This is a genomic window from Salipaludibacillus agaradhaerens (assembly GCF_002019735.1).
Taxonomy (GTDB): domain Bacteria; phylum Bacillota; class Bacilli; order Bacillales; family Salisediminibacteriaceae; genus Salipaludibacillus; species Salipaludibacillus agaradhaerens.
Window position 1 is genome coordinate 886,879 of record NZ_KV917378.1, and the last position, 22,308, is coordinate 909,186.

A 22,308-nucleotide genomic window follows, 5' to 3' on the forward strand; every position below is an offset into this window, starting at 1 on the left:
CAATAATAGTATGTGTAAAGAGTAAGCCCGTTGAAAAGAGATATTAGCTGTTAGCCTCTTCCACGGCTTAATATTGTCATACCATTCTGTAAAAATTGGCGACGAGATTTTTTCATAGTCTCAATTCTTTCTTCAGCCATTCGATTTGCTGCTTCATAGGAAGGAATACCATCTCGTTTCGCAATCTCAAAAATCTTTGTAATGCTATCATAAATGGTTTCAACTTTTTTCATAGCTCGCTCACGATTATAACCGACTAACTCATCAGCAACATTAATAACGCCCCCAGAGTTGATTACATAATCAGGGGCGTAGACAATCCCCTTCTCTTGAATGATATCTCCATGGCAAGTTTCTTTCAACTGGTTATTGGCAGCTCCTGCTATTACTTTCGCTTTTAATTGTGGAATTGTCTCATCATTAATTGTAGCACCTAACGCACACGGGGAATAAATATCACACGCAACACTATATATATCATTTATATCTACTGCTTTGGCGTCAAATGCTTCTACTGCCCGTTTAACTGCTTCTTTATTAATATCAGTTACGATTAAACGAGCACCTTCTTCATGCAAATATTTGCACAGACTGAAAGCTACATTACCAACTCCTTGTACCGCAATTGTTTTACCTTCAAGAGAGTCGTCCCCAAATGCTTCTTTAGCTGCAGCTTTCATACCTACATATACGCCATAGGCAGTCACTGGGGATGGATTACCTGATGAACCAAATGCAGGGGAAATACCTGTCACATAATCTGTTTCCGAATAAACAAGATCCATGTCCTCCACAGTGGTCCCCACGTCTTCAGCAGTAATATAACGGCCATTTAAGCCTTGAATGAAACGACCAAAGGCTCTAAACATTGCTTCATTTTTATCTTTACGTGGGTCACCAATAATAACGGTTTTCCCACCTCCAAGATTCAAACCAGCAGCAGCATTTTTATATGTCATACCTTTAGCAAGTCTTAATGCATCTTCAAATGCCTCTTCCTCTGATTGATAAGTCCACATACGTGTTCCACCTAATGCAGGACCTAAAGTAGTGTCATGTATCGCAATAATCGCTTTTAAACCTGACTCCTTATCTTGACACACCACTGTTTGTTCATAATCATACGTCTCCATGTATTTAAATAATTCCATTTATAAGTCCCCCTATGATTTTATTTTTTTGCTATGTTAGAACTTATAGCCATTGCCAACGAGAATAACTTACTCTCAACAGAATCTGACCGTGATGATACGACGACGGGTACTCTAGCACCTACTAATATGCCGCCTACAGTAGCACCACCAAAATAGGTGAGAGATTTATATAATATATTTCCTGCCTCAATTGATGGCACCAGTAATATATCTGCCTTCCCTGCAACAGATGACTGAATATTTTTTTGTTCAGCTGATTCCAAGGACACAGCACTATCAAATCCAAGAGGGCCATCAATAACGCAATCATTAATTTGGCCTCTTGTAGACATTTGCACTAGCGCTGCCGCATCCAATGTGGCAGGCATATTCGTATTAACTGTTTCCACCGCTGCTAGTATCGCAACTTTCGGGTTACTTACGCCCATACTCTTCACAGCCGTAACCGCATTTTGTACAATAGCTGTCTTATCTGCTAAATCAGGTGATATATTCATAGCAGAGTCTGTAATAAATAATAACTTATTACGGTGAGGAAGGGAAAACCCTGCTACATGTGAGAGAATATTCCCCGTCCTTAGGCCCCCTTCTTTTTTCAAAATAGCCTTCAGTAACACCGATGTTGGTAGCATGCCTTTCATAAGAACGCTAGCATGATTATCGTTAATTAATTCAATCGCCTTATTAGCCGAACTTTTTTCATCAAGTGTATTTACCCACTGAACTCGTGAATCACTACGAAAGGAGAATCCTGCCTTTCTCGCTGCTTTTTCCATCTCCTCCCGGGGGCCTGTAAAAATAAATGATGCCATATTTTGTTCAATTGCTCTTTCTGCTGTAAAAAAAACAGAGGGATCTACTGCATGGGCCACAGCAACAGTTTTTGTTGGCTGCTTATTCACTTTTTGCAATAATGTTTCTAAATTCATGATGTGCCACCTTTCAAATCTCCTACTTGCTAACTGCTATATCTAACTACTTCACTATGACATGAATGTTGCAAAAACGATGCCAAGTTAAACATAGTGTTAATGACACGTTAAATCCTCATATCTGCCCTATCATTATACGCAATATTTTGCATACCACGCAAAAAAACGCATGCAATTTTCATCAATCTATCAGATGATGTTTCTTTAATTTGTAATATAAGTTTCTGATGGAAATTTTCAACACTTTAGCTGTCTGAGTCTTATTACCATTATTGTTTACCAAAACTTTTTTTAAAACTTCTTTTTCTTGATTGTCGACGATTTCCTGCAAAGACATTTTAGCATTCAAGAACTGGTCTAGTTGGACATCAGGCTGTTCCTCAACATGATGATCTGTTGTATGTGGGAAAGCCGGAAGATGATGTAGCTTCATTTCATTATCTGTATAATGCATATAAATCATGGCCATTCCTAAAATGTTCTCTAACTCTCTCACATTCCCAGGCCAATTATAGCGCTGTAATGCTTCTAAAACTTCAGTCGACATAGTCGTAACATTTCGTCCGTAATCTTTATTTAACTTTGTAAATATGTGATCGGCAAGTTCTTGAAAATCGTCACGCCTTTCACGGAGAGGTGGAATAAAAATTGGCATACGATTTAGTCGATAATACAAATCAGCTCGAAATTGATTCTTTGCTATCTTTTCTTCCATCTCATCATTAGTTGCTGCTATAACACGTACATCTACCGATATAGGTTTTGTACTCCCTACTCTGACAATTTCTCGTTCTTGTAGCACTCTTAAAAGTTTCGCCTGCATAGAAGGTGATAGTTCTCCTATTTCATCTAAGAAGATACTGCCTTTATGGGCATCTTCAAAAAATCCTTTTTTCCCTCCACGCTTCGCCCCTGAAAAAGCCCCATCTTCATAGCCAAACAATTCACTTTCTAGCAATGTTTCTGATATGGCTGCACAATTAACACGGATGAAATTATTGTACTTACGGTCACTCTCATTATGTATAGCATGGGCAAACAATTCTTTCCCTGTGCCTGATTCTCCCCTTAATAAAATGGTAACGGGAGTAGCTGCTGCAACTTTCGCTTGAGCAATAGCGGTTTGTAGGCCAGCTGAATGCCCAATAATATCTTTAAAACAATATTTAGCTTCAAGTGTTCGAATCATTTGCTTCGCTTGTTCTAGTTGCTTTGACAACGTCACAATTTCGGATCGGTCATGAATGACAGCTACGCTCCCTTTCAAGTGGTCATCGACAATGATTGGTGCTACATTTACAATGACGTCCCTTTTTGCAGGTCCTACCTTCATACGTACACCTCGTACAGGCGCTTTCGTTTTTAGTACTTTTAGGTGCATGCTTTCACCCTCAGAAATATCTGCCGTTGCTGGTTGACCAAGGACTTTATCTTTAGTGAGACCAGTTAGTCGTGTGTAAGCAGGATTAATTAACATGCCAATACCTTTTTCATCAACAACAGAAATGGCATCATTTGACGAATTAATAATCGCTTCTAGCATTGTTTGAATGCTTTTTAAATTTGTCACTTCTTCTGCCATTTTTACGATTTCTGTAACATCTTTAAAGACCCCAAGTGCCCCGATTAATTCTTCGTTTTTCATCATGGGCACACGTGTTGTAACAATGGTCTTATCTTTAGAAATAAGTTGTTTTTTATTTCTTTCTACTTCCTTTGTTTGTAAAACACGTGGGAGTTGACTTGAAGGGATCACACTATTAATTTTTTTCCCTATGGCGTTTGTAGCTGAAATTGAAGCAATTTGCTCAGCTCGACGATTCATAAGCGTAATTTTCTCACTTTTATCAATGGCAATCATCCCATCATGAGTCGTCTCAACGATATTTTTCATTTTTTCGTGATGGTCGCTAATTTCACTAATTAGATCTTCTTTTTCCTCTAATAAATGAAGTAGAATATACGCTATTGAATGAGGTATAACCGTAATATTACTATTTTTAACATAAGTAAGAATATCTTCGTATAAGCGCGTACTTCCAGTCATCTCAATAATAACATTGAGAGGAAGGTTATCTAATGCAGACTTCCAATCATTATAAACATGGAACTGATGCTTAAAATATGTAGTAAGTTTCGATGATTTTTCATGACACACACATCCAACCACATCTAGTTGATCAGTTTGGGAAAGAACTTCAACTAGTGATAGACAGTCTTTTTCTGATCCTATAATGAGTGCTCTCTTCATGTCACGTTTCCTCCCAGTATGCTCATAACCATTAATGTCTGCAATAATTTTCATACTACTATCCACTATACAGTTTTTTTGTCATAATAAAAGTGATATGGTTCATTTACTTACAAGCTTTCTGTTAGTTTGAGGCTCGACCTTCTTCCAATTTTGCGTTAAAATAACGATGAAGTTGAAAAGAGAAAGGACATCACTTTTATGACATTTCAACGCTTTATTGCTTTGATTATTCTGCTTATCCCTATATTTACAGCGGGTTACGGCATAAAGTTAATGCGGGACACATTATTCGGCCAGTTAATTTCCCCTTACCAGACACTTTATGTCCAGTTTTTTGTTGGTATCATCGCTCTCGCTGTTGGTATCTGGCTTATCGGCGGCTTCATTTTGCATAGAGATCGTAAAAATAATAAAGTCGCGCCTAGATTTCAGAATAAAAAAACACCTAGTTAAATATTACTTCATCCTTATTACATGCAAACGGACATTCTGATATAGAGACTTGTTACACAACCAATTGATAAAGAAATCACAGCGACATCCCCCCAAAATAGCTGAGGCTACTCAGGGGGGGAGAATGTTATCTATCGTTAAGATAATGATCGTAATGACTATTCCGCTGAAAATCAACACTTTCTACACCTTTATAACCTTCAATACCAGTCGATAAAAAGCCTTCAATCTCTTCTACATAGCCAATTAGTTCACTATTCTCATCAAGTGATGAATCCTCGAATACCATAGAAAGTTCATTAAAACGTGCGACAGCTTGCCAAGCGTCTTCAGCATCAAATTGTGTTTCATCTTCTGCTTTATCAAAATTAAACTTCCTAAAATCCTCCAACACACCCTCCTCAGCTGGCCGAGAAAAATGATGATTGTTATCTGCATGTTGGATGATCGTTCTCGCCGTTGGTTTCGCTTCTAAACGTTCATAAGGAATTTTTTGACCGGTGACTTCACAAATACCATAGGTCCCATTTGCAAATTTACTTAAAGCATGCTCAATGGCATTTAACTCGAGAACGACCTGCTCATGAAGCGCAATATCTTTTTCCCTTTCATAAAGATCTGTGGCGCTATCTGCTGGATGATTATCATATTGTGATAATTCACCTGACGAATTACTTGACGCAAATCCACGGGAAAGTCCATAATCATCAGACGTCTTTAATCGCTCACTTAATATTTTTTTCTGTTCTTCAAGCTTATTTTTCAAACGAGCATAATCTTCCATTATTTCTCCCCTTTCATGCTCTGTCTTTTAACTTGAGGAAGCCTTTTTTAACTCCTCATAATTAGCTTTTCCCCCTTCTCTTTCTTTAGAGGTATAAGTTATTGTCAATTTACTTTTTAACGAGGAGCAAAAAACCAATAAATCAGTTTAATTTATTGGGCGGTAAAGCTAGAATTGCTAAATTATGAGTGATAAGTTAAAACAGTTGTTGTCACTTAACTAAACTTATGTTGAATACGTAGTTTATTTGCAATCATCGGATAAATCCGGAATTCATCGGTTTTGTTTTATGACTGTTGACTCCAACTGAAATCATTGTTTCTCCTTGATTATGACCGCAAAATCTTTTCCATTGCTTTTCCTTTTGCTAACTCATCTATCAATTTATCCAAATAGCGAATTTCCTGCATAGTTGGTTCCTCGATGTCTTCCACGCGGATACCGCAGATCACTCCTTTGATCAAAGTCCGGGAAGGATTCAGTTGGGGAGATTCCGCAAAAAAGGTCTCAAAGTTTGTCTGTTTTTCCAGTTGAGCCTCTAACTCTTCCTGGCTATACCCTGTCAGCCAACGGATGATCTCATCCACTTCTGTTTTTGTTCGTCCTTTTTTCTCCGCCTTTGTAACATAATGCGGATAGACTTTTGCTACACTCATTGTATATATTTGATGTTTAGTCATTATATATACTTTCCCTTCCTTATATTTATAGTTTGAAAAAATAATCGGGTTTCTTGTTCTTTGGTAGTAGTGGCTATCGCATTTATTTTCGCCAAAAAGTAGAACAATTTGTCTTATCCCAAATTCATTTTCTCAAGAAGTGGGTAATCACGTGGATCACTGCAAAAGATACGTGTACGTTACAGCTCCTTTATGTAGCCATATCCAACCTTCACAATTTCATCCTTATCGTCACACTTTCAGGGGCGAAAGAATCTGCTTTATAGATACACTAAAACCGATAATAATTGTACCATGATCCGTAACATTAGCAGAGTTGGCTTCACAGCTAGTCGATAAAAAGAGACTAATTCCCGCCTCTGATATGGAGAAAATATGCGTTCTCATCGATTAAGGACCAGGTAAGAATCCGATTAGAAAATTTCTCTTTAATAGCATTAGCCATGTCATGACTCGATATTATTAACAAGTTCCGTTCAATATCACAAAAACCCCCTACTACCGGACATGTCCAATAAACAGGGGGTTACTTCGTAAGATATAATTTAACTTACCTTGTGTTCGATACGTAATTTATCTGCAACCATGGCAATAAATTCAGAATTTGTTGGCTTTGCTTTTGAAACATTTACTGTATAGCCGAACATTTTAGAAATGGATTCAATGTTTCCTCGACTCCATGCTACTTCGATGGCATGCCGGATCGCCCGCTCCACACGACTAGCTGTCGTATTGAACTTCTTGGCTATGTCTGGATAGAGAACTTTTGTAATTGAACCGAGTAATTCAATATCATTGTACACCATAGTGATCGCTTCTCTTAAATACATATAACCTTTAATATGAGCTGGTACACCGATTTCATGAATAATACTTGTTATACTCGCATCTAAATTCATCGGCTTATTCTCACGTCGCAATTCTGCTGCTGAAGTTGCCGATCTATGGCTATAGGTATTATTGCTTTGACCAGACACATCTCTAATTTTATTCATTAAAGTATCCATATCAAACGGTTTTAAGACATAATAAGCTGCTCCAAGATCAACTGCTTTTTTAGTAACATCTTCCTGTCCAAAGGCAGTTAACATAATAATACTTGGACGCTTTTCAAGGTTTAATTCGTTTAATTTTTCTAGAACAGCAAGCCCATCTAAATGAGGCATTATAATATCAAGAATAAGTACATCAGGCTGCACTTCTTCAACAACATTTAAACATTCCTGACCGTTATATGCTTTTCCAACCACATCCATATCCTCTTGTGATAGAATATAATCCTCTAAAAGATTCACCAATTCACGGTTGTCATCTGCTACACACACTTTTACTTTTTCCACACTATTGCCTCCCCAAATAATTTTTGTACTGTCTCTGTCTTCATATTCGACAACCACTATTTAAATCCTTTTAATTTTTTATTTTTTTCTAAATAATCTTTGATTTACTCTCATTTAATCAAAAATACTCATGAATTCGACCGCTTTCGATTTATACTGTGTTATTATTTAGCGTTTGTCGAATAATCTTTATAGATAGTATAGCATATCTCGCCCATAAAACGAATTATGAATCTGTGAGTGTTTCGTACTCCTCCGAATGGTCATTACGCGAATCCGACATTAGCGTCCGTTATCTCCCACCTAAATAAATTTAGCACTTCTCGAGCCGGAAGTTTTGAACGCATAAAATCCTGCTCTTTCATTCCAAATACATATTTCCAAACGAACAAAACAAGCACCATAGTAGTGCTTGTTGTACTCATATATTAAGTTAGCTTGCTTTTTTCTCTTCATCATTTAAGTCGATTCCTGCATCATTTAACATCCACTCAATATGACATCCGTATCCTGAAGATGGATCATTCACAAATACATGGGTGACAGCGCCAATAATTTTATCATTTTGTATTATAGGACTACCGCTCATTCCTTGTACAATCCCGCCTGTTTTATCCAATAATTCCTTGTCAGTCACTTTAATCACCATCCCCTTTGTTGCAGGAGATTCTTGTGGAGTACTGCTTATAATGTCAATATTAAAACGTTTTACCTCATCCCCTTCGACAACAGTGAGTATTTCAGCTGGTCCTTCCTTAACTTGTTGTGAGAGGCCAATTTCTAAAGGTTCTATTTCTGTACTTTCTTCTAATTGATCCTTCAATGTCCCAAATATACCAAATTGCGTATTCTTTGCAATATCACCTAATATTTTTTTATCGTTTGAGAAGCGTGCTAATTTTTCGCCAGGCTCTCCAGTTAGTCCTTTTTCGATTGATGTAACATTCGACCTAATAATTTCCCCTTTATCAATTTCGATAGGTTCTTTCGTTTCCATATCGGAAATGACATGTCCTAACGCACCATATTTTTTTGATTCTGGTTCATAAAAAGTTAATGTTCCTACCCCAGCCGCCGAATCTCTAATATATAACCCAAGATGATACCGTTGATCACCTTTTCCTTTCACTGGTGTTAATTCCTTCTCCATCTTTCGACCATTTCGTTTAATTTCAAATTTAATGGTTTCACCATTTTTACCTGCCTCTTGAACGACTGGCTGTACGTCACTCATCTCTTCAATTGCTTTGCCATTCATTTTGATAATGCTGTCACCAACTCGTATATCTGATGCTTCTCCCGGTGATACTTTTCCTGCTTCTGTGTCCATAAGATGATATCCAACTACAAGTACGCCATCTGTGTGAACTCTAACCCCAATTGACTGTCCTCCTGGAATTACTTTTAATTCTGGATAAACAGTCACTTCAGTAGATTTTATTGGGACTCCCATTGCCTGCAAACTAACATTACTTTTTGAGGGTGCCTTACCTGTGACTCCCTGTTCGTTGTCCACAGTGACAGCGGATTTATCGTGCGTAAACACAGTAGTGAATTCTGGAAATTCCAATGTCTGTCCTTCAAATACTTCCACATTGTGTGGGATGTGGAGATACTTTTGAACAGGTGGATAAAATGCCGCAGAGAACAGAATAACAAGGAGAAGTATTCCCGTTATTTTTCGGATCCGTAAATTCAACCTTTTCACTCTCCTCGTCTCTAACCTTCACCTCCACCATGGCTGTAGTACTAATTTTGCCTTTTAAGAGCACATTTATAACTCGCGTAACACAAAAAAACTAACCTTTATTGGTTAGTTTTTTTACGTTTAACGTAACATATACCTATATTACTTTTGTTTCTTTCGCTTGAATAATTAATTCTCTCGCATGTTGTCTCGTTAAATCAGTGATCTCAACACCAGATATCATGCGACTTATTTCTTCAGTTTGTTCTGTTTCATTTAATGGACGAACAACCGTTTGTGTCCTTCCGCTTTGTTGTTTCTTTTCAATAAATAAATGCGTGTCTGCCATCGCCGCTACTTGAGGTAAATGAGTAATACATAATACTTGTGAACCAATTGAAACACGATAAATTTTTTCTGCTATCGCCTGTGCTACTCGGCCACTCACACCAGTATCTACTTCATCAAAAATAATCGATGTCACCCCTTCGTGCTTTGCAAGAATCGCTTTCAAGGCTAAAATCATCCGGGAAATCTCCCCACCCGAAGCCACTTTAGCAAGAGGTTTTAGCGGTTCTCCTTGATTCGTTGCAACCATAAACGACACTTGATCCAAACCAGTTTTGTTAAACGGGCTGGACTTTAATAGCTGCTGAATAGTCACGTTAGTCGCTGATACTTTATTGAATGCTACATCAAACACCGTATCTTTCATGTAGAGCTCTTTTAGTTGTTGTTGAATCGCTTTTTTTAATTTGACTGCATGCTTTTGCCGTAATTGTGATAAATGCTCTGCTTCAATAGTTAAATCTTTAACTAGAGAGCTAAGCTCTTCCTCCCATTGTACAAGTCTTTGCTCTCTGTTTGTAAGTGTATCCATCTCTTCTTCAATTGTTGAAGCATATTCTAATATATCGTTTACCGTGTCACCATATTTTCGTTTTAATTGACTAATTTCACTTAGTCTTGCTTCAATTGTGTTTAATCGATCAGGATCAAACGCAATTCCCTCATAATAGTCTCTTAAGGAAAAAGATGATTCCTCCAGTAAATAATAACAATTAGCAATGGTTTCCTTCACCGTATGTAATTCCGGATCCATACTTGCTGCTTCTTCTATTTGATTCATGGCTGCCATTACCCATTCAAGGCCCTTACCTTCGCCGTAAAGAGATTCATAAGTGCCATGAACAGTTTTATAAAGGCCCTCACTATTATTTAATTTTTGTCTTTCATCCTCTAGTTCTTTATCCTCATCCAGCTCTAATTTAGCATTTTCAATTTCCTTAAATTGATATTGTATTAAATCTAACCGTTGGGCCATTTGCTGTTCATTTTCTGAAAGCTGAAGAAGTTGATCGCGTTTTTTAATAAATTGTTCATAAAGCTTTTCAAATTCACGCTTTGTTTTTTCTAAAGAGGTACCAGCATATCTGTCAAGAAACGTTAAGTGTTTATCTGCTTGTAGTAAGTGTTGATGTTCATGTTGCCCATGTATATCAACAAGCAGTTGCCCCACCTCTCGAAGAAGAGCCAATGTCGTCAACTTCCCATTCACTCTGCAAATGCTTTTACCTTGTGTTGTCATTTCCCTTCTTAAGACAATGGTTTGCTCTTCGTTAGAAGCAATCCCCATATCTTCTAGTAATGCAGCTAACTCTTTTGAAACCGAAGATTCTACTGAGAACATCCCTTCTATTTCTGCTCGTTTACTTCCGTGCCTAACGAAATCAACGGATCCACGCCCTCCAATAAGAAGACCAATTGCGTCGATAATAATTGACTTCCCCGCACCTGTTTCTCCCGTCAGTACTGTTAAGCCTTCTTCAAAAGATATAGATATCTCGTCTATAATTGCAAAGTTGCGAATCGATAATTCCATCAGCATCTTTACTCCACCTTTTCAACTAGGTTTGCTCAGCCAGAAAAATTAAAGCATGTTAAGGAATTTTTCAGTAAGCGGTGCTGTATCCGCATTTTGGCGACATATAATTAAGATGGTATCATCTCCACTTATATTCCCCATTATTTCCGGCCAATCTAAATTATCTATTAGCGCTCCTACAGCGTTAGCATTACCTGGCAATGTTTTCATGACGATTAAATTATTTGTATGGTCTATTGAGACGAAGCTATCCATTAGGGCTCTTTTTAACTTTTGTAACGGGTTAAAGCGCTGATCTGAAGGAAGGCTATATTTATATCGGCCATCCATCATAGGGATTTTGACAAGGTGAAGCTCTTTAATGTCCCTACTTACTGTCGCTTGTGTCACATTAAAGCCGGCTGATCTTAATTGATCTACGAGGTCATCTTGTGTTTCCACGTCCTGATTCGCAATAATATCCCTAATTTTTATATGTCGCTGTCCTTTATTCATTACATGTTCCTCCAGTAATTAGATTCTCTTGTCATTATAAACGAAAATTTATATTTATACAATTCATGAATAAAGTAAACTTCGACGAAAAAGAGACAAATGATATCACCTGTCTCTTTTTGTTAGCACTATTGATGGTGCGCTTCTGTCACCACTTGCTGTATCTCACTTGTTTGTAGAGGTGACAGGGGGCCTTGTGTATTTTTTAAGTAAACAAGAAACTCTATATTACCTTCGCCTCCTCGAATAGGAGAAAAAGTTAAGCCCATTACAGAAAAGCACAAACTTTCGCAAAAGCGTATAATATCTTCAATTACTTTCGCATGAACTTTTGCATCTCTTACAATACCTTTTTTGCCTACTTCATCTCTTCCTGCTTCAAATTGAGGCTTGATTAAGGCTACCACTTCGCCGTCATTTGTTAAAACATTCTTTAAAGGCGGAAGAATGAGTTTCAAGGAAATAAACGACACATCAATGGTTGCAAAGTTAGGCTGTCCTTCCTTAAAATCATCAATGGTCGCGTATCTAAAGTTCTTCCGCTCCATCACAATCACTCTGTCATCTTGGCGAATTTTCCACGCTAACTGGTTATAGCCTACGTCTAAAGCATAAACTTTTTTTACCCCTGCTTGAAGAGCACAATCAGTAAAGCCACCAGTAGAAGCACCAATATCTAGCATAATTTTATTTGATAAACTTAATTGATAAGCCTCTATTGCTTTTTCAAGCTTTAATCCTCCACGACTTACATAAGGAATGGCTTGCCCTTTAACAGATAACGCCACCTCTATAGATACTTTGGTACCTGGCTTGTCTATTCGTTCACCGTCTGCAAGCACTAAACCTGCCATAATGGTACGTTTAGCTTTCTCTCTCGTTTCAACGAGTCCTTTTTCAACTAATAATACGTCTATCCGTTCTTTTTTCATAAATCAGGCCCGTTTTCGTTTCTTTGGGAGCATTTGCTGGATGCGTGCCACCACATTCTCTGACGTCAAACCAATTTCTTCCAATAACTGTGGTACACTGCCATGCTCAATATATCGGTCTGGAATCCCCAATCGCTCCATAATAATTGATCGGGCATTATTTTCATTAAGATATTCTAAGACGGCACTCCCGAAGCCACCTAGAAGAGCCGCTTCTTCGATGGTCATAATCGGTTTTTCTTCTTTCGTCAATTTGTTCAACATTATCTCGTCCAAAGGCTTAATTGAACGGGCATTGACGACTTCTACATGAATCCCTTGACTAGATAACCGTTCTGCTGCTTCTAAAGCAACAGGAATCATCGTACCAAATGTAAGAATTGCTAGGTCTGACCCTTCTCGAAGGACTTCCCATTGACCTATTGGAATTTCTTTTAACTCGCTATCCATTTTTAAACCGGCGCCGCCCCCACGAGGATACCTGACAGCAATTGGGCCATCCTCATATTTCGTCGCTGTATAGATCATGTGCTGTAGTTCATTTTCATCTTTTGGATTGAGGATTGTCATATTTGGAAGGTGACGAAGATAAGAAATATCAAAAACACCTTGATGTGTCTCTCCATCAGCCCCTACAAGACCTGCCCTATCAATAGCAAAGAAAACATTTAAATTTTGACGGCATACATCATGAACAAGTTGATCATAGCCGCGCTGTAAAAATGTTGAGTAAACAGCAAAGACAGGCTTCATTCCTTGTGTTGCAAGACCTGCTGCCATCGTAGTCGCGTGTTGCTCAGCTATTCCTACATCAAACATTCTATTAGGAAACTCAGCTGCAAAAGAGTCCAGCTTCGTTCCTCCTGGCATTGCCGCTGTAATGGCCACAATCCTGTCATCTTCTCTAGCTAAACGTTTTAATGTATTAGCAAATACACCGCTGTAACTAGGTGGGCCAGGTTTTGTTACCACTTCACCAGATTCAATTTTATAAGGTCCAAGACCATGCCACGTTCCTTTCGCATCATTTTCAGCTGGGGCATAACCTTTTCCTTTTTTTGTAATCACATGTATAAGGACAGGTCCTTTTGTTTTTCTAGCGTACGTCATGTTACTTTTTAAATCTTCAAGGTCATGCCCGTCTACAGGTCCTAAATACGTAAATCCTAACTCTTCAAAAAACATGCCAGAAACGAGTAAATACTTAAGACTATCTTTAACACGTTCTGCTGTAGCAGCAAGACGACCGCCAAATGCAGGGATTTTTTTGATAAGCATTTCAAGGTCATCTTTGGCCCGTTGATATTTACCTGCCGTTCTCATTCTCCCTAACATCGTATTAATTGCACCAACATTCGGAGCGATAGACATTTCATTATCATTTAAAATAACGATCATATCTGTTTGCTCATGCCCAATATGGTTAAGCGCTTCCAAGGCCATACCCCCTGTTAGAGCACCGTCCCCTATAACTGGTATTATTGTCTCTTCTGTACCTTTTAAATCTCTTGCTAAAGCCATACCCATCGCTGCTGATAAGGAGGTAGAGCTGTGACCCGTCTCCCATACATCATGTTCGCTTTCCGACCTCTTAGGAAAGCCACATAAGCCTTGGTATTGCCTAAGCTTATCAAACTGATCCGCTCGTCCTGTCAGTATTTTGTGTACATATGCTTGATGCCCTACATCCCAAAGGAATTTATCTTTTGGGCTGTTGAATAGTTGGTGAAGAACAAGAGTAAGTTCAACAACACCGAGATTAGGACCAAGATGCCCACCTGTCACAGACAGTTTCCCAATAAGAAATTCTCGAATTTCTTGAGCAAGTACTTCTAGCTCTTTATTGCTGAATTTTTTTAAAAAAACTGGATCCTTTATACTGAGCAAATCCAAGAAAAACCCTCACTTTCTTTTATTGTTCTTCTTTCTTCGTTTGCGATTTTTCCCTTTAAAAATTGTTAGTTTCAATTTTACCTCTAAAAAGTAAAATAATCTACCCACTTGATAGATGATCTCTGTAGAGTACTGTATCGCCAGTGTTTTACCGACTGATTTACCTCCGACAGTAAGCGCTGCTACAACACTTGTGAATAAAATAGAGATGATAAGCTGTAGAATGGACCCTTCCCCATGACCCATTTGCAAGGCGAGCTGAATGACGACATAAGTAGAGGCTGTTCCACTTATTATCCCTGCGATATCGCCAATTACATCATTAGTGAAGTTCGAAAATCTATCAGCGTTTCTCGTGATAAGAACAGCTTGTTTAGCTCCTGGAACCCTCTCAGCAGCCATAGCATGAAATGGTTTCTCTGCAGCGGCTGTTGCCGCTACCCCAATCGTATCTGATATAATCCCTAATAGGACAATCAAAAAAACAATTAACATTCCAATGCCCCATGTCACACCACTTAGTATCGTCGTGGAGACAATGGAAAAAATAGCCGCCAACACAAACGTGATAACCGCTATGATCAAACTCCAGTTTAATGATTTTTTCATAGATTCTTTCATTATATCATCAATCTCTTTTCTATGTATGAGGCGAGTGGTCATTTAAAGAGTAAAAACTGCGCCTTAGGTCCAGTAGGTTTTCCCAGACAAGTACCTCAGCGTCGCCACTGTGGTGGTTTCCCTTTAAACTCGTCTTGACGTTGTCACCAAGCGTCAGACTGGATTACCACTTAGAACGCACTATAATCCCCTCTAAATGTCCGGTGGAACAGTCTAGGAGTTTTCCTCAACAGTTCTTACCATTCTCTATCCTCTTTTGCAGAAATGATTTCATATGGATGATTGCTTAACTACAACCTAGCATCCATAATCCCCTCAAATTCCACTCAAGGCAGGCTACGCTGCTCACAAGCTCCCATACTTGCAACACAGGTTCATACCCCTAGCCATAACTGCCGTTGCTTAACGGTACCATGAATAGGGGCCTCCGCGGCTGGAGGGTCATCGCCCACATGCCATTGTGGATCGCCCCCCAGCCTTTACTCCCAGTCAGGACCCAAGGCTGGGCGCCTCAAGCCAAGACTAGGAACTTCATCGATGTGCCCTTTAGCGGATTTTTAGGCCCGCTTTCGAGAATGGAGAACCGACTAGAATACTGCACCACTCACCTTACCTATTATAGCACGTATAAAACAGGTCAGACAACTAATAACCTAAGACAATAACACTATTTTTTACCAATTATGTCAATTTGCCCTTTCTCCTATATAGTTCGTCAATTGCCGTAAAAGCGTTTGATCCATATCTACCTGTGCTAATAACTTATGTGCTTCGTTTAAGTGATAGGTCAATGTTTCTTTTGCCTTTTCCACTCCAAGAATCTTAGGATACGTATTTTTTTCATTTGTGGCATCACTACCAACTCGTTTGCCTAAGACATTTTCGTCTCCTTCCACGTCCAGCAAATCATCTTTTATTTGAAAAGCTAACCCTAGATGTTTCCCAAATCGTGTTAATATATGCATTTCCTCTTGTGAAGCTTCAGCTAATAGCGCACCACACTCTAATGATAAAGAGAGAAGATCACCTGTTTTTCTATGATGAATTTCTTGTAATTCTTCTAAATCTAAATCTCGACCCTCTGCTTCCATATCAGCAACTTGGCCGGCAACCATGCCTTTAGGACCTGCCGCTTGAGATATTTTTTGAACAAGCTCAATTTTAATGTGATCTTCTACACTTTGAAGTTGAGAAACAATTGTAAAACTGTATGTCAGTAATCCATCACCTGCGAGGATAGCAAGGGCCTCTCCAAAGACCTTATGGTTTGTTGGCTGTCCTCGTCGTAAATCATCGTCGTCCATCGCTGGCAAGTCATCATGAATTAATGAATAGGTATGGATCATCTCGATCGCACAGGCAATATCATAACCTTTATTTAAATCTTTTCCAAACCCTTTGAGAGTAGCTAGTAATAAAATGGGACGAATTCGTTTACCGCCTGCTTTTAAAGAGTAAATCATCGAGTCTTTTAGTGACTCAGGAGCATTGAGTTGCGTTATGTGTTCAATCAGCTTTTCATCGATAGTCACTTTTTCCTGAGCTAAAAACTTCTCCATCTGTGCTTCCATTATCATGACTCCTCTTCTACTTGGAAGTTGCTAATTTCGCCATCCTCAGATAAAACTTCAGCCATTTGCTTTTCTACTTTTTGCAAGCGATCGTGACATTCTTTTGATAATGTCATACCTTCTTGAAACATAGTGATGGCTTCTTCGAGAGGAACATCACCTTTTTCTAATTTTTCCACTAAGTTTTCTAATGCTTCCATTGATTCCTCAAATGTGTGCGACTCGTTATTTTTCGCCATGGTATAAATCCTCCATCATCCGTCATTGTTGTTCTTTTCTTGCTTTTGCACTTGGCACTTCAGTTTTCCATCTTTTAATTGCACTGTTATTGGTGAAGAAACAGGTGCTTGAGCGATAGATTTAACAAGGGCGTTATCTTCGCTATATACAAGACTGTATCCTCTATCCATCATTTTTAATGGACTGAGTAAGTCTAACTTTGACACTTGCAGAGAAAGTTTGTGCCGTCGTTCTTTCACTACTTCAGCCATGTATCGTTTAAGCGCAATGTCATTTTGTACTAGCCTGTCAGATTCTTTTTTAATTTTTTCCTGAGGGTGAAGCAAAGCGAGTCGTTGGTTCAATTTTTGTTGACTGTCAGATTTCTTTTGAAGAACTCTCTCTGTTTCTCTAACAAGCCTTTCTTTCATCCGATCCAAGTCCTGCTCCTTTTGAAGAAGCAGCTGCTTAGGGTAACGAAATGCGTAAGACCGTGTTAAATAGGCGAGCCTCTCTTTTTCTTGACTAATTAAATGTTTCATAGCTCTCGTTAACCGCCGTTTTCGTTCTATAACGTTAGTTGTTAGGTCTTCTGCGTCTGGCACCGCTAATTCAGCAGCAGCTGTAGGGGTAGGTGCTCGTAAATCGGCAACAAAGTCACTGATCGTCACATCTGTTTCATGTCCAACGGCCGAAATAAGGGGAATATCAGATTGATAGATTGCTTCGGCCACAACTTCTTCGTTAAAAGCCCACAATTCTTCCAGTGACCCACCGCCCCTTCCCACAATGATGACATCAAAGCTAACGACTTCATTCGCCTGCTTGATAGCTCTCGCAATAGAATTAGGAGCATCTGGCCCCTGTACAAGGACAGGTAATAAGGTCACTTTGGCTAATGGGTATCGCCTCGCTAATGTCGTCATAATATCTCTTACAGCAGCACCTGTTGGTGAAGTAATAACAGCTATGGACCGAGGCATCCTAGGGATTGATTTTTTTCTCGTTTCATTAAAGTAGCCTGCCATCTCCAATTTCTTTTTTAACTTTTCGAAGGCAAGATATAAATTACCGATCCCATCAGGCTGCATTTCCTTGACGTATAGCTGATATTGGCCATAAGGTTCATATACTGAGATATCCCCCCTAATAAGGACGCGCATACCATCTTCGGGTAAGAACTTAAGATAACGATTATTTCCTGCAAACATCACTGATTGAACTCGTGAGTTATTATCTTTTAGCGTAAAATACATATGGCCTCTACTATGGCGTTTAAAATTGGATATTTCTGCTCTTAGCCACACGTTTTGGAGAGCCTGTTCTGTATCGAGCCGTTGTTTAATTATTCTTGTCAGATCGCTAACTGAGAGAAAATCTCCATTCATCGTTAGTTCTCCTCTTTTAGGTGTCTTTCTGCAGAGAGGATTGTATTATGCAACAACATTGTGATTGTCATTGGCCCTACCCCCCCTGGGACAGGTGTTATGTATGAGGCTTTTTCTTTTGCTGAATTAAAATCTACATCTCCCACTAATTTTCCCTCTTCGTTTCGATTAACGCCTACATCAATGACAACGGCCCCTTCTTTCATATGGTCTGCATTTATCATTAACGGACGCCCTACTGCCACAACTAAAATATCTGCCTTTTTGGTGTAATCTGACATGTTCTTAGTACGAGAGTGACAATAAGTAACTGTCGCATGTTCATTTAACAGCAGCTGGCCTACTGGTTTTCCAACAATATTACTGCGACCAATGACCACAACATGTTTCCCTTGGAGTTCGATATTTTTTGATTTAATCATTTCTACGATACCAAATGGCGTACAAGGCAAAAAGGCTTCTTGGCCGATCATCATCCTCCCTATATTGATGGGGTGAAAACCATCCACATCTTTTACAGGATCAATGGCTTCAATGACTTTCTCTTCAGAGATGTGATCAGGTAGCGGTAACTGAACAAGTATTCCATGAATATGATCAGCTTTATTTAATTCATCAATTTTTTGAAGGAGCTCTTCTTCAGAAATTGAGACAGGTAATTCATCAAGTTCGGAATGAACGCCTATCTCTTTACACGCCCGCTCCTTTGCTCTAACGTATGATTGCGATGCAGGATCTTCTCCTACAAGTATGACCGCTAAGCCAGGAACCATCCCTTTTTGTTTTAATTCCTCTGTTTGTAATTTCATATTTTGTCTTTTTTCCTGAGCTAACTCTTTTCCAGAAATAATGATAGCACTCATGACGTCTCCCCCTTAGATAAACAGAATAATGTTATTTTTCAAGTGTCTCAGCAATTTTAGACAAGACACCGTTGGCAAATTTCCCTGATTCTTCTTCTCCTGCGAAGCCTTTAGCTAAATCAATGGCTTCATTTATGGAAACATTAACAGGAATGTCCGTTTCATATTTCATTTCGTACACAGCAAGTCGTAAAATTGCTCGGTCTACACGAGAAATACGATTAATGGACCAATGCTCAAGCGCATCAGTTAGAAGACGATCTATTTCCTGCAAGTGTGATACTGTTCCGTTAACAAGTCCGTGAAAAAAATCGTCAGGAACTTCATTATCTTGCAAGACGGATGCCATCGCTTCAGATGGGGCCGTTTCAGTCATTTCGATTTGATATAATGCTTGTACCGTTCTAATTCTAGCTAATCTGCGATTCATGCCATTTCTCCTTTAATTCGGCCTTTTACTTTTTTCATTCACAGTTAAACACATATAATGTTTTTATATGTCATATTAGATGATAGCATAACTTTACGTGGGAATACAGACGTCGTCCATCACGACTCTATGCAACGGAAAAAGGGTGTCTCACTAAGTAAGTCACTCGTTGAGACACCCTCCCTTTATTTAGTTCTTTTTTGTAGCTTCTTGTTCATTCCTCGTCTCAAAATGAACACCTACCACATGGATATCAACAGTTAAAACTTGAATAGCCGTCATGTTTTTTAACGTCTGAACGATGTTTTCCTGAACTTTATGGCACACTTCTGGGATAGATACGCCATAATTTGTTATGACATAGACATCCAGCTTAACCCCGTCATTAACTAAGTCTACTTTAACACCTTTACCATGAGCACTTTTTCGTCCTAGTCTTTCGGCTACTCCAGACGCAAAGTTACCTCTGAGCATAGCAATCCCTTCTACCTCTGAAGCTGCAAGACCTGTAATAATTTCAATGACTTCCGGAGAGATCTCCACTTTCCCTAAATCACTCTTATCTTCAGACATGTGAATCAGATGATTTTCTGACATGTTGCTCCTCCTTTAAATCATTCGTCGTCTTCTGACTTTAATGAGTACGTTTCTAAAAACTTTGTATTAAAATGACCACCAGTAAACACATCGTGCTCAAACAGGCGTCGATGGAATGGAATGGTTGTATCCACGCCGTCTATCACAAATTCATCAAGAGCTCTTTTCATCTTAGTTATAGCTTCATTACGGTCTTTGCCATAAGTAATTAACTTCGCAACCATTGAGTCATAATAAGGAGTGATGGTATAACCAGGAAAAACAGCACTATCCACTCTAACACCTAGTCCTCCAGGCGGAAGATACATGTCAATTTTACCAGGTGAAGGCATGAAATTTTTGTCAGGATTCTCAGCGTTAATGCGGCATTCAATCGCCCACCCTTCAAAAGTGATCTCCTCTTGAGTATAGGAAAGCTTTTCATCTGACGCAACTAAAAGTTGTTCTTTTATAAGGTCTACACCTGTTACCATTTCGGTCACAGGATGTTCCACTTGAATACGCGTATTCATTTCCATAAAAAAGAATTCTTCCGTGTTATGGTCATAAATAAATTCAATGGTTCCTGCTCCAGCATAGTTAACTGCTTCTGCTGCTTTAACTGCTGCTTCTCCCATTTTGGCTCTCACACGCTCACTCAAAGCTGGTGATGGCGACTCTTCTACAAGTTTTTGCAACCGACGTTGAATCGTACAATCGCGCTCACCAAGATGAATCGTATTCCCATGGTTATCTGCAAGCACTTGAATTTCAACATGCCGGAAGTCTTCTATGTATTTTTCCAAGTAGATGCCTGGATTACCAAAATTCGCTTGCGCTTCTTGTTGAGTGATTGAAATACCTTTTCTAAGCTCTTTTTCATTATGTGCAACGCGAATCCCTTTTCCACCACCGCCTGCTGTTGCTTTAATGATGACTGGATAGCCGATTGTTTCAGCAACGGATACGCCATCTTCAATTGTTTCAACAAGCCCTTCAGAACCAGGCACGACTGGAACACCAGCTTTTTTCATCGTTGTTCTTGCAACATCTTTTGTACCCATTTGACTGATTGCCCAAGGACTAGGTCCGATAAAGGTAATGTTACATGCAGCACAAATTTCTGCGAAGTCAGCGTTCTCTGCTAAGAAGCCGTATCCAGGATGAATACCATCTACCTCTGTTAACGTGGCTACGCTCATTATATTAGTGAAATTGAGATAACTGTCAGCGGAAGAAACAGGACCAATACAGTAAGCTTCGTCTGCAAGGCGAACGTGAAGTGCATCATCATCAGCTTCTGAATAGACAGCTACGGTTTGTATATTTAATTCTTTACACGCTCTAATAATTCTAACAGCTATTTCTCCACGGTTTGCAATCAGAACCTTTTTTAACATAAGCTCATCTCCTACTCCGGCTTCACTAGGAAAAGTTCTTGGCCGTATTCGACTAACTGTCCATTTTCAACGAGGACCTCAACAATTTCCCCCTTGACTTCAGCTTCAATTTCATTCATTAACTTCATTGCTTCAACGATACATACAACTGAATCACTTCCAATGCGATCTCCCTTTTTTACATAAGGATCGGACTCTGGTGATGGTGAGTTATAAAATGTCCCTACCATCGGCGAGGTTATGGTATGTAACCCTGCGCTTGGTGGTGTTTCAGCTCCCTGCGAGTCATTACTAGCAGGTGTCACGCTTTCAGTCTGTTTTTCGTCAGGCGTCTCGTTATGTTGAGATAGTGCTACTCCTTTTTGAGAGTCACTTGAAGGCGTTGGTACTGTGGAATAACTAGTACTCGCTGCACTATTTTTTTTCATGGCTACTTTGGCGCCATTATGTTCATATTTAAATTCATCAATACTCGACTCATCAACTAACTTGATTAGTTCACGTATTTCTTCAATATTTAGCATTTTTCACACCCCATTCATAATTTAGCTGTATAAGTGACATAAACTTATACATGATGGATCATCTAGTGGATTTAGGCATGTCTTATGACTTAGTCCTAAAAATATGCTACCTTAAATTTTGTTAAATGGGAACCTTTTTTTATTCTAAAATATAATATAAACATTTTAGATGTTTGAATTTACTTCAGTGAATGATCATTTCTTTGGATCGAGCCATCTCCCGTTTT

Annotated in this window: 21 protein-coding genes; 1 reads left to right on the forward strand and 20 read right to left on the reverse strand. The window is 38.9% G+C overall.

All coding sequences use genetic code 11. The features are described 5' to 3' along the window. Positions 1 to 50 precede the first annotated feature (50 nt). The 3 genes from bcd to BK581_RS04205 form a co-directional block, all read right to left on the reverse strand. Complete coding sequence (bcd, locus tag BK581_RS04195) at positions 51 to 1,151, reverse strand: branched-chain amino acid dehydrogenase (protein WP_078576986.1); 1,101 nt, start codon at positions 1,149 to 1,151, stop codon at positions 51 to 53. 20 nt (positions 1,152 to 1,171) lie between these two features. Next, entirely contained in the window at positions 1,172 to 2,083 is a 912-nt protein-coding gene (locus BK581_RS04200) for a bifunctional enoyl-CoA hydratase/phosphate acetyltransferase (protein ID WP_078576987.1), read from the reverse strand. Positions 2,084 to 2,267: 184 nt separating this feature from the next. Continuing rightward, positions 2,268 to 4,337 carry a sigma-54 interaction domain-containing protein gene (locus BK581_RS04205; RefSeq protein ID WP_078579851.1) on the reverse strand — a complete coding sequence of 690 codons (2,070 nt, stop codon included), beginning with the start codon at positions 4,335 to 4,337 and terminating at the stop codon, positions 2,268 to 2,270. A gap of 201 nt (positions 4,338 to 4,538) precedes the next feature. Between BK581_RS04205 and BK581_RS04210 the strand changes: the two genes are divergently transcribed. Beyond that, entirely contained in the window at positions 4,539 to 4,793 is a 255-nt protein-coding gene (locus BK581_RS04210; protein WP_078576988.1) for a DUF2627 domain-containing protein, read from the forward strand. A gap of 127 nt (positions 4,794 to 4,920) precedes the next feature. On the opposite strand, the gene BK581_RS04215 is transcribed toward BK581_RS04210, so the two are convergent. The 17 genes from BK581_RS04215 to accB form a co-directional block, all read right to left on the reverse strand. Next, positions 4,921 to 5,577, reverse strand: coding sequence for a TraR/DksA C4-type zinc finger protein (locus BK581_RS04215; RefSeq protein ID WP_078576989.1), 657 nt, complete (start codon positions 5,575 to 5,577; stop codon positions 4,921 to 4,923). Positions 5,578 to 5,906: 329 nt separating this feature from the next. Beyond that, positions 5,907 to 6,257 (reverse strand): DUF2200 domain-containing protein, encoded by a 351-nt coding sequence (locus BK581_RS04220; protein ID WP_078576990.1) that lies wholly within the window; start codon positions 6,255 to 6,257, stop codon positions 5,907 to 5,909. A 545-nt stretch (positions 6,258 to 6,802) separates the two neighbouring features. Continuing rightward, positions 6,803 to 7,618: a sporulation transcription factor Spo0A gene (gene spo0A / locus BK581_RS04225; RefSeq protein ID WP_095995587.1), complete on the reverse strand. Its 816-nt coding sequence runs from the start codon at positions 7,616 to 7,618 to the stop codon at positions 6,803 to 6,805. Between the two features lie 412 nt (positions 7,619 to 8,030). Next, positions 8,031 to 9,296, reverse strand: coding sequence for a SpoIVB peptidase (gene spoIVB, locus BK581_RS04230; protein ID WP_078576992.1), 1,266 nt, complete (start codon positions 9,294 to 9,296; stop codon positions 8,031 to 8,033). A gap of 145 nt (positions 9,297 to 9,441) precedes the next feature. Beyond that, positions 9,442 to 11,172, reverse strand: a complete 1,731-nt coding sequence (gene recN / locus BK581_RS04235; protein WP_078576993.1) for a DNA repair protein RecN — start codon at positions 11,170 to 11,172, stop codon at positions 9,442 to 9,444. Between the two features lie 42 nt (positions 11,173 to 11,214). Then, entirely contained in the window at positions 11,215 to 11,664 is a 450-nt protein-coding gene (gene ahrC / locus BK581_RS04240) for a transcriptional regulator AhrC/ArgR (RefSeq protein WP_078576994.1), read from the reverse strand. Positions 11,665 to 11,792: 128 nt separating this feature from the next. Beyond that, positions 11,793 to 12,596 (reverse strand): TlyA family RNA methyltransferase, encoded by an 804-nt coding sequence (locus tag BK581_RS04245; protein ID WP_078576995.1) that lies wholly within the window; start codon positions 12,594 to 12,596, stop codon positions 11,793 to 11,795. Positions 12,597 to 12,599: 3 nt separating this feature from the next. Further along, positions 12,600 to 14,489 carry a 1-deoxy-D-xylulose-5-phosphate synthase gene (dxs, locus tag BK581_RS04250; protein WP_078576996.1) on the reverse strand — a complete coding sequence of 630 codons (1,890 nt, stop codon included), beginning with the start codon at positions 14,487 to 14,489 and terminating at the stop codon, positions 12,600 to 12,602. A 9-nt stretch (positions 14,490 to 14,498) separates the two neighbouring features. Further along, on the reverse strand, positions 14,499 to 15,110 hold the full coding sequence (locus BK581_RS04255; RefSeq protein WP_078576997.1) for a hypothetical protein: 612 nt from the start codon (positions 15,108 to 15,110) through the stop codon (positions 14,499 to 14,501). A 686-nt stretch (positions 15,111 to 15,796) separates the two neighbouring features. Continuing rightward, positions 15,797 to 16,681 (reverse strand): polyprenyl synthetase family protein, encoded by an 885-nt coding sequence (locus BK581_RS04260; protein ID WP_245828881.1) that lies wholly within the window; start codon positions 16,679 to 16,681, stop codon positions 15,797 to 15,799. Positions 16,682 to 16,683: 2 nt separating this feature from the next. Continuing rightward, positions 16,684 to 16,920, reverse strand: coding sequence for an exodeoxyribonuclease VII small subunit (locus BK581_RS04265; protein ID WP_078576998.1), 237 nt, complete (start codon positions 16,918 to 16,920; stop codon positions 16,684 to 16,686). 15 nt (positions 16,921 to 16,935) lie between these two features. Further along, positions 16,936 to 18,288: an exodeoxyribonuclease VII large subunit gene (gene xseA / locus BK581_RS04270; protein ID WP_078576999.1), complete on the reverse strand. Its 1,353-nt coding sequence runs from the start codon at positions 18,286 to 18,288 to the stop codon at positions 16,936 to 16,938. 2 nt (positions 18,289 to 18,290) lie between these two features. Further along, positions 18,291 to 19,151 (reverse strand): bifunctional methylenetetrahydrofolate dehydrogenase/methenyltetrahydrofolate cyclohydrolase FolD, encoded by an 861-nt coding sequence (gene folD / locus BK581_RS04275; RefSeq protein WP_078577000.1) that lies wholly within the window; start codon positions 19,149 to 19,151, stop codon positions 18,291 to 18,293. A 31-nt stretch (positions 19,152 to 19,182) separates the two neighbouring features. Then, entirely contained in the window at positions 19,183 to 19,581 is a 399-nt protein-coding gene (gene nusB / locus BK581_RS04280) for a transcription antitermination factor NusB (protein WP_078577001.1), read from the reverse strand. A 189-nt stretch (positions 19,582 to 19,770) separates the two neighbouring features. After that, on the reverse strand, positions 19,771 to 20,178 hold the full coding sequence (locus BK581_RS04285; RefSeq protein WP_078577002.1) for an Asp23/Gls24 family envelope stress response protein: 408 nt from the start codon (positions 20,176 to 20,178) through the stop codon (positions 19,771 to 19,773). 17 nt (positions 20,179 to 20,195) lie between these two features. Beyond that, the gene (gene accC, locus BK581_RS04290; protein WP_078577003.1) at positions 20,196 to 21,557 is read right to left on the reverse strand and encodes an acetyl-CoA carboxylase biotin carboxylase subunit; all 1,362 of its coding nucleotides are present in this window, start codon (positions 21,555 to 21,557) and stop codon (positions 20,196 to 20,198) included. An 11-nt stretch (positions 21,558 to 21,568) separates the two neighbouring features. Then, entirely contained in the window at positions 21,569 to 22,081 is a 513-nt protein-coding gene (accB, locus tag BK581_RS04295) for an acetyl-CoA carboxylase biotin carboxyl carrier protein (RefSeq protein ID WP_078577004.1), read from the reverse strand. Between the last annotated feature and the right edge of the window lie 227 nt (positions 22,082 to 22,308).

Bases quoted from the DNA above. Each gene is read 5' to 3' on its own strand.
- nusB (WP_078577001.1), bottom strand. From the start codon at position 19,581: ATGAATCGCAGATTAGCTAGAATTAGAACGGTACAAGCATTATATCAA.
- xseA (WP_078576999.1), bottom strand. From the start codon at position 18,288: ATGAATGGAGATTTTCTCTCAGTTAGCGATCTGACAAGAATAATTAAA.
- recN (WP_078576993.1), bottom strand. From the start codon at position 11,172: ATGCTGATGGAATTATCGATTCGCAACTTTGCAATTATAGACGAGATA.
- BK581_RS04265 (WP_078576998.1), bottom strand. From the start codon at position 16,920: ATGGCGAAAAATAACGAGTCGCACACATTTGAGGAATCAATGGAAGCA.
- BK581_RS04210 (WP_078576988.1), top strand. From the start codon at position 4,539: ATGACATTTCAACGCTTTATTGCTTTGATTATTCTGCTTATCCCTATA.
- ahrC (WP_078576994.1), bottom strand. From the start codon at position 11,664: ATGAATAAAGGACAGCGACATATAAAAATTAGGGATATTATTGCGAAT.
- BK581_RS04260 (WP_245828881.1), bottom strand. From the start codon at position 16,681: ATGGAAGCACAGATGGAGAAGTTTTTAGCTCAGGAAAAAGTGACTATC.
- BK581_RS04245 (WP_078576995.1), bottom strand. From the start codon at position 12,596: ATGAAAAAAGAACGGATAGACGTATTATTAGTTGAAAAAGGACTCGTT.
- accC (WP_078577003.1), bottom strand. From the start codon at position 21,557: ATGTTAAAAAAGGTTCTGATTGCAAACCGTGGAGAAATAGCTGTTAGA.
- folD (WP_078577000.1), bottom strand. From the start codon at position 19,151: ATGAGTGCTATCATTATTTCTGGAAAAGAGTTAGCTCAGGAAAAAAGA.
- BK581_RS04255 (WP_078576997.1), bottom strand. From the start codon at position 15,110: ATGAAAGAATCTATGAAAAAATCATTAAACTGGAGTTTGATCATAGCG.
- BK581_RS04200 (WP_078576987.1), bottom strand. From the start codon at position 2,083: ATGAATTTAGAAACATTATTGCAAAAAGTGAATAAGCAGCCAACAAAA.
- accB (WP_078577004.1), bottom strand. From the start codon at position 22,081: ATGCTAAATATTGAAGAAATACGTGAACTAATCAAGTTAGTTGATGAG.
- BK581_RS04215 (WP_078576989.1), bottom strand. From the start codon at position 5,577: ATGGAAGATTATGCTCGTTTGAAAAATAAGCTTGAAGAACAGAAAAAA.
- BK581_RS04285 (WP_078577002.1), bottom strand. From the start codon at position 20,178: ATGTCAGAAAATCATCTGATTCACATGTCTGAAGATAAGAGTGATTTA.
- BK581_RS04220 (WP_078576990.1), bottom strand. From the start codon at position 6,257: ATGACTAAACATCAAATATATACAATGAGTGTAGCAAAAGTCTATCCG.
- BK581_RS04205 (WP_078579851.1), bottom strand. From the start codon at position 4,337: ATGAAGAGAGCACTCATTATAGGATCAGAAAAAGACTGTCTATCACTA.
- bcd (WP_078576986.1), bottom strand. From the start codon at position 1,151: ATGGAATTATTTAAATACATGGAGACGTATGATTATGAACAAACAGTG.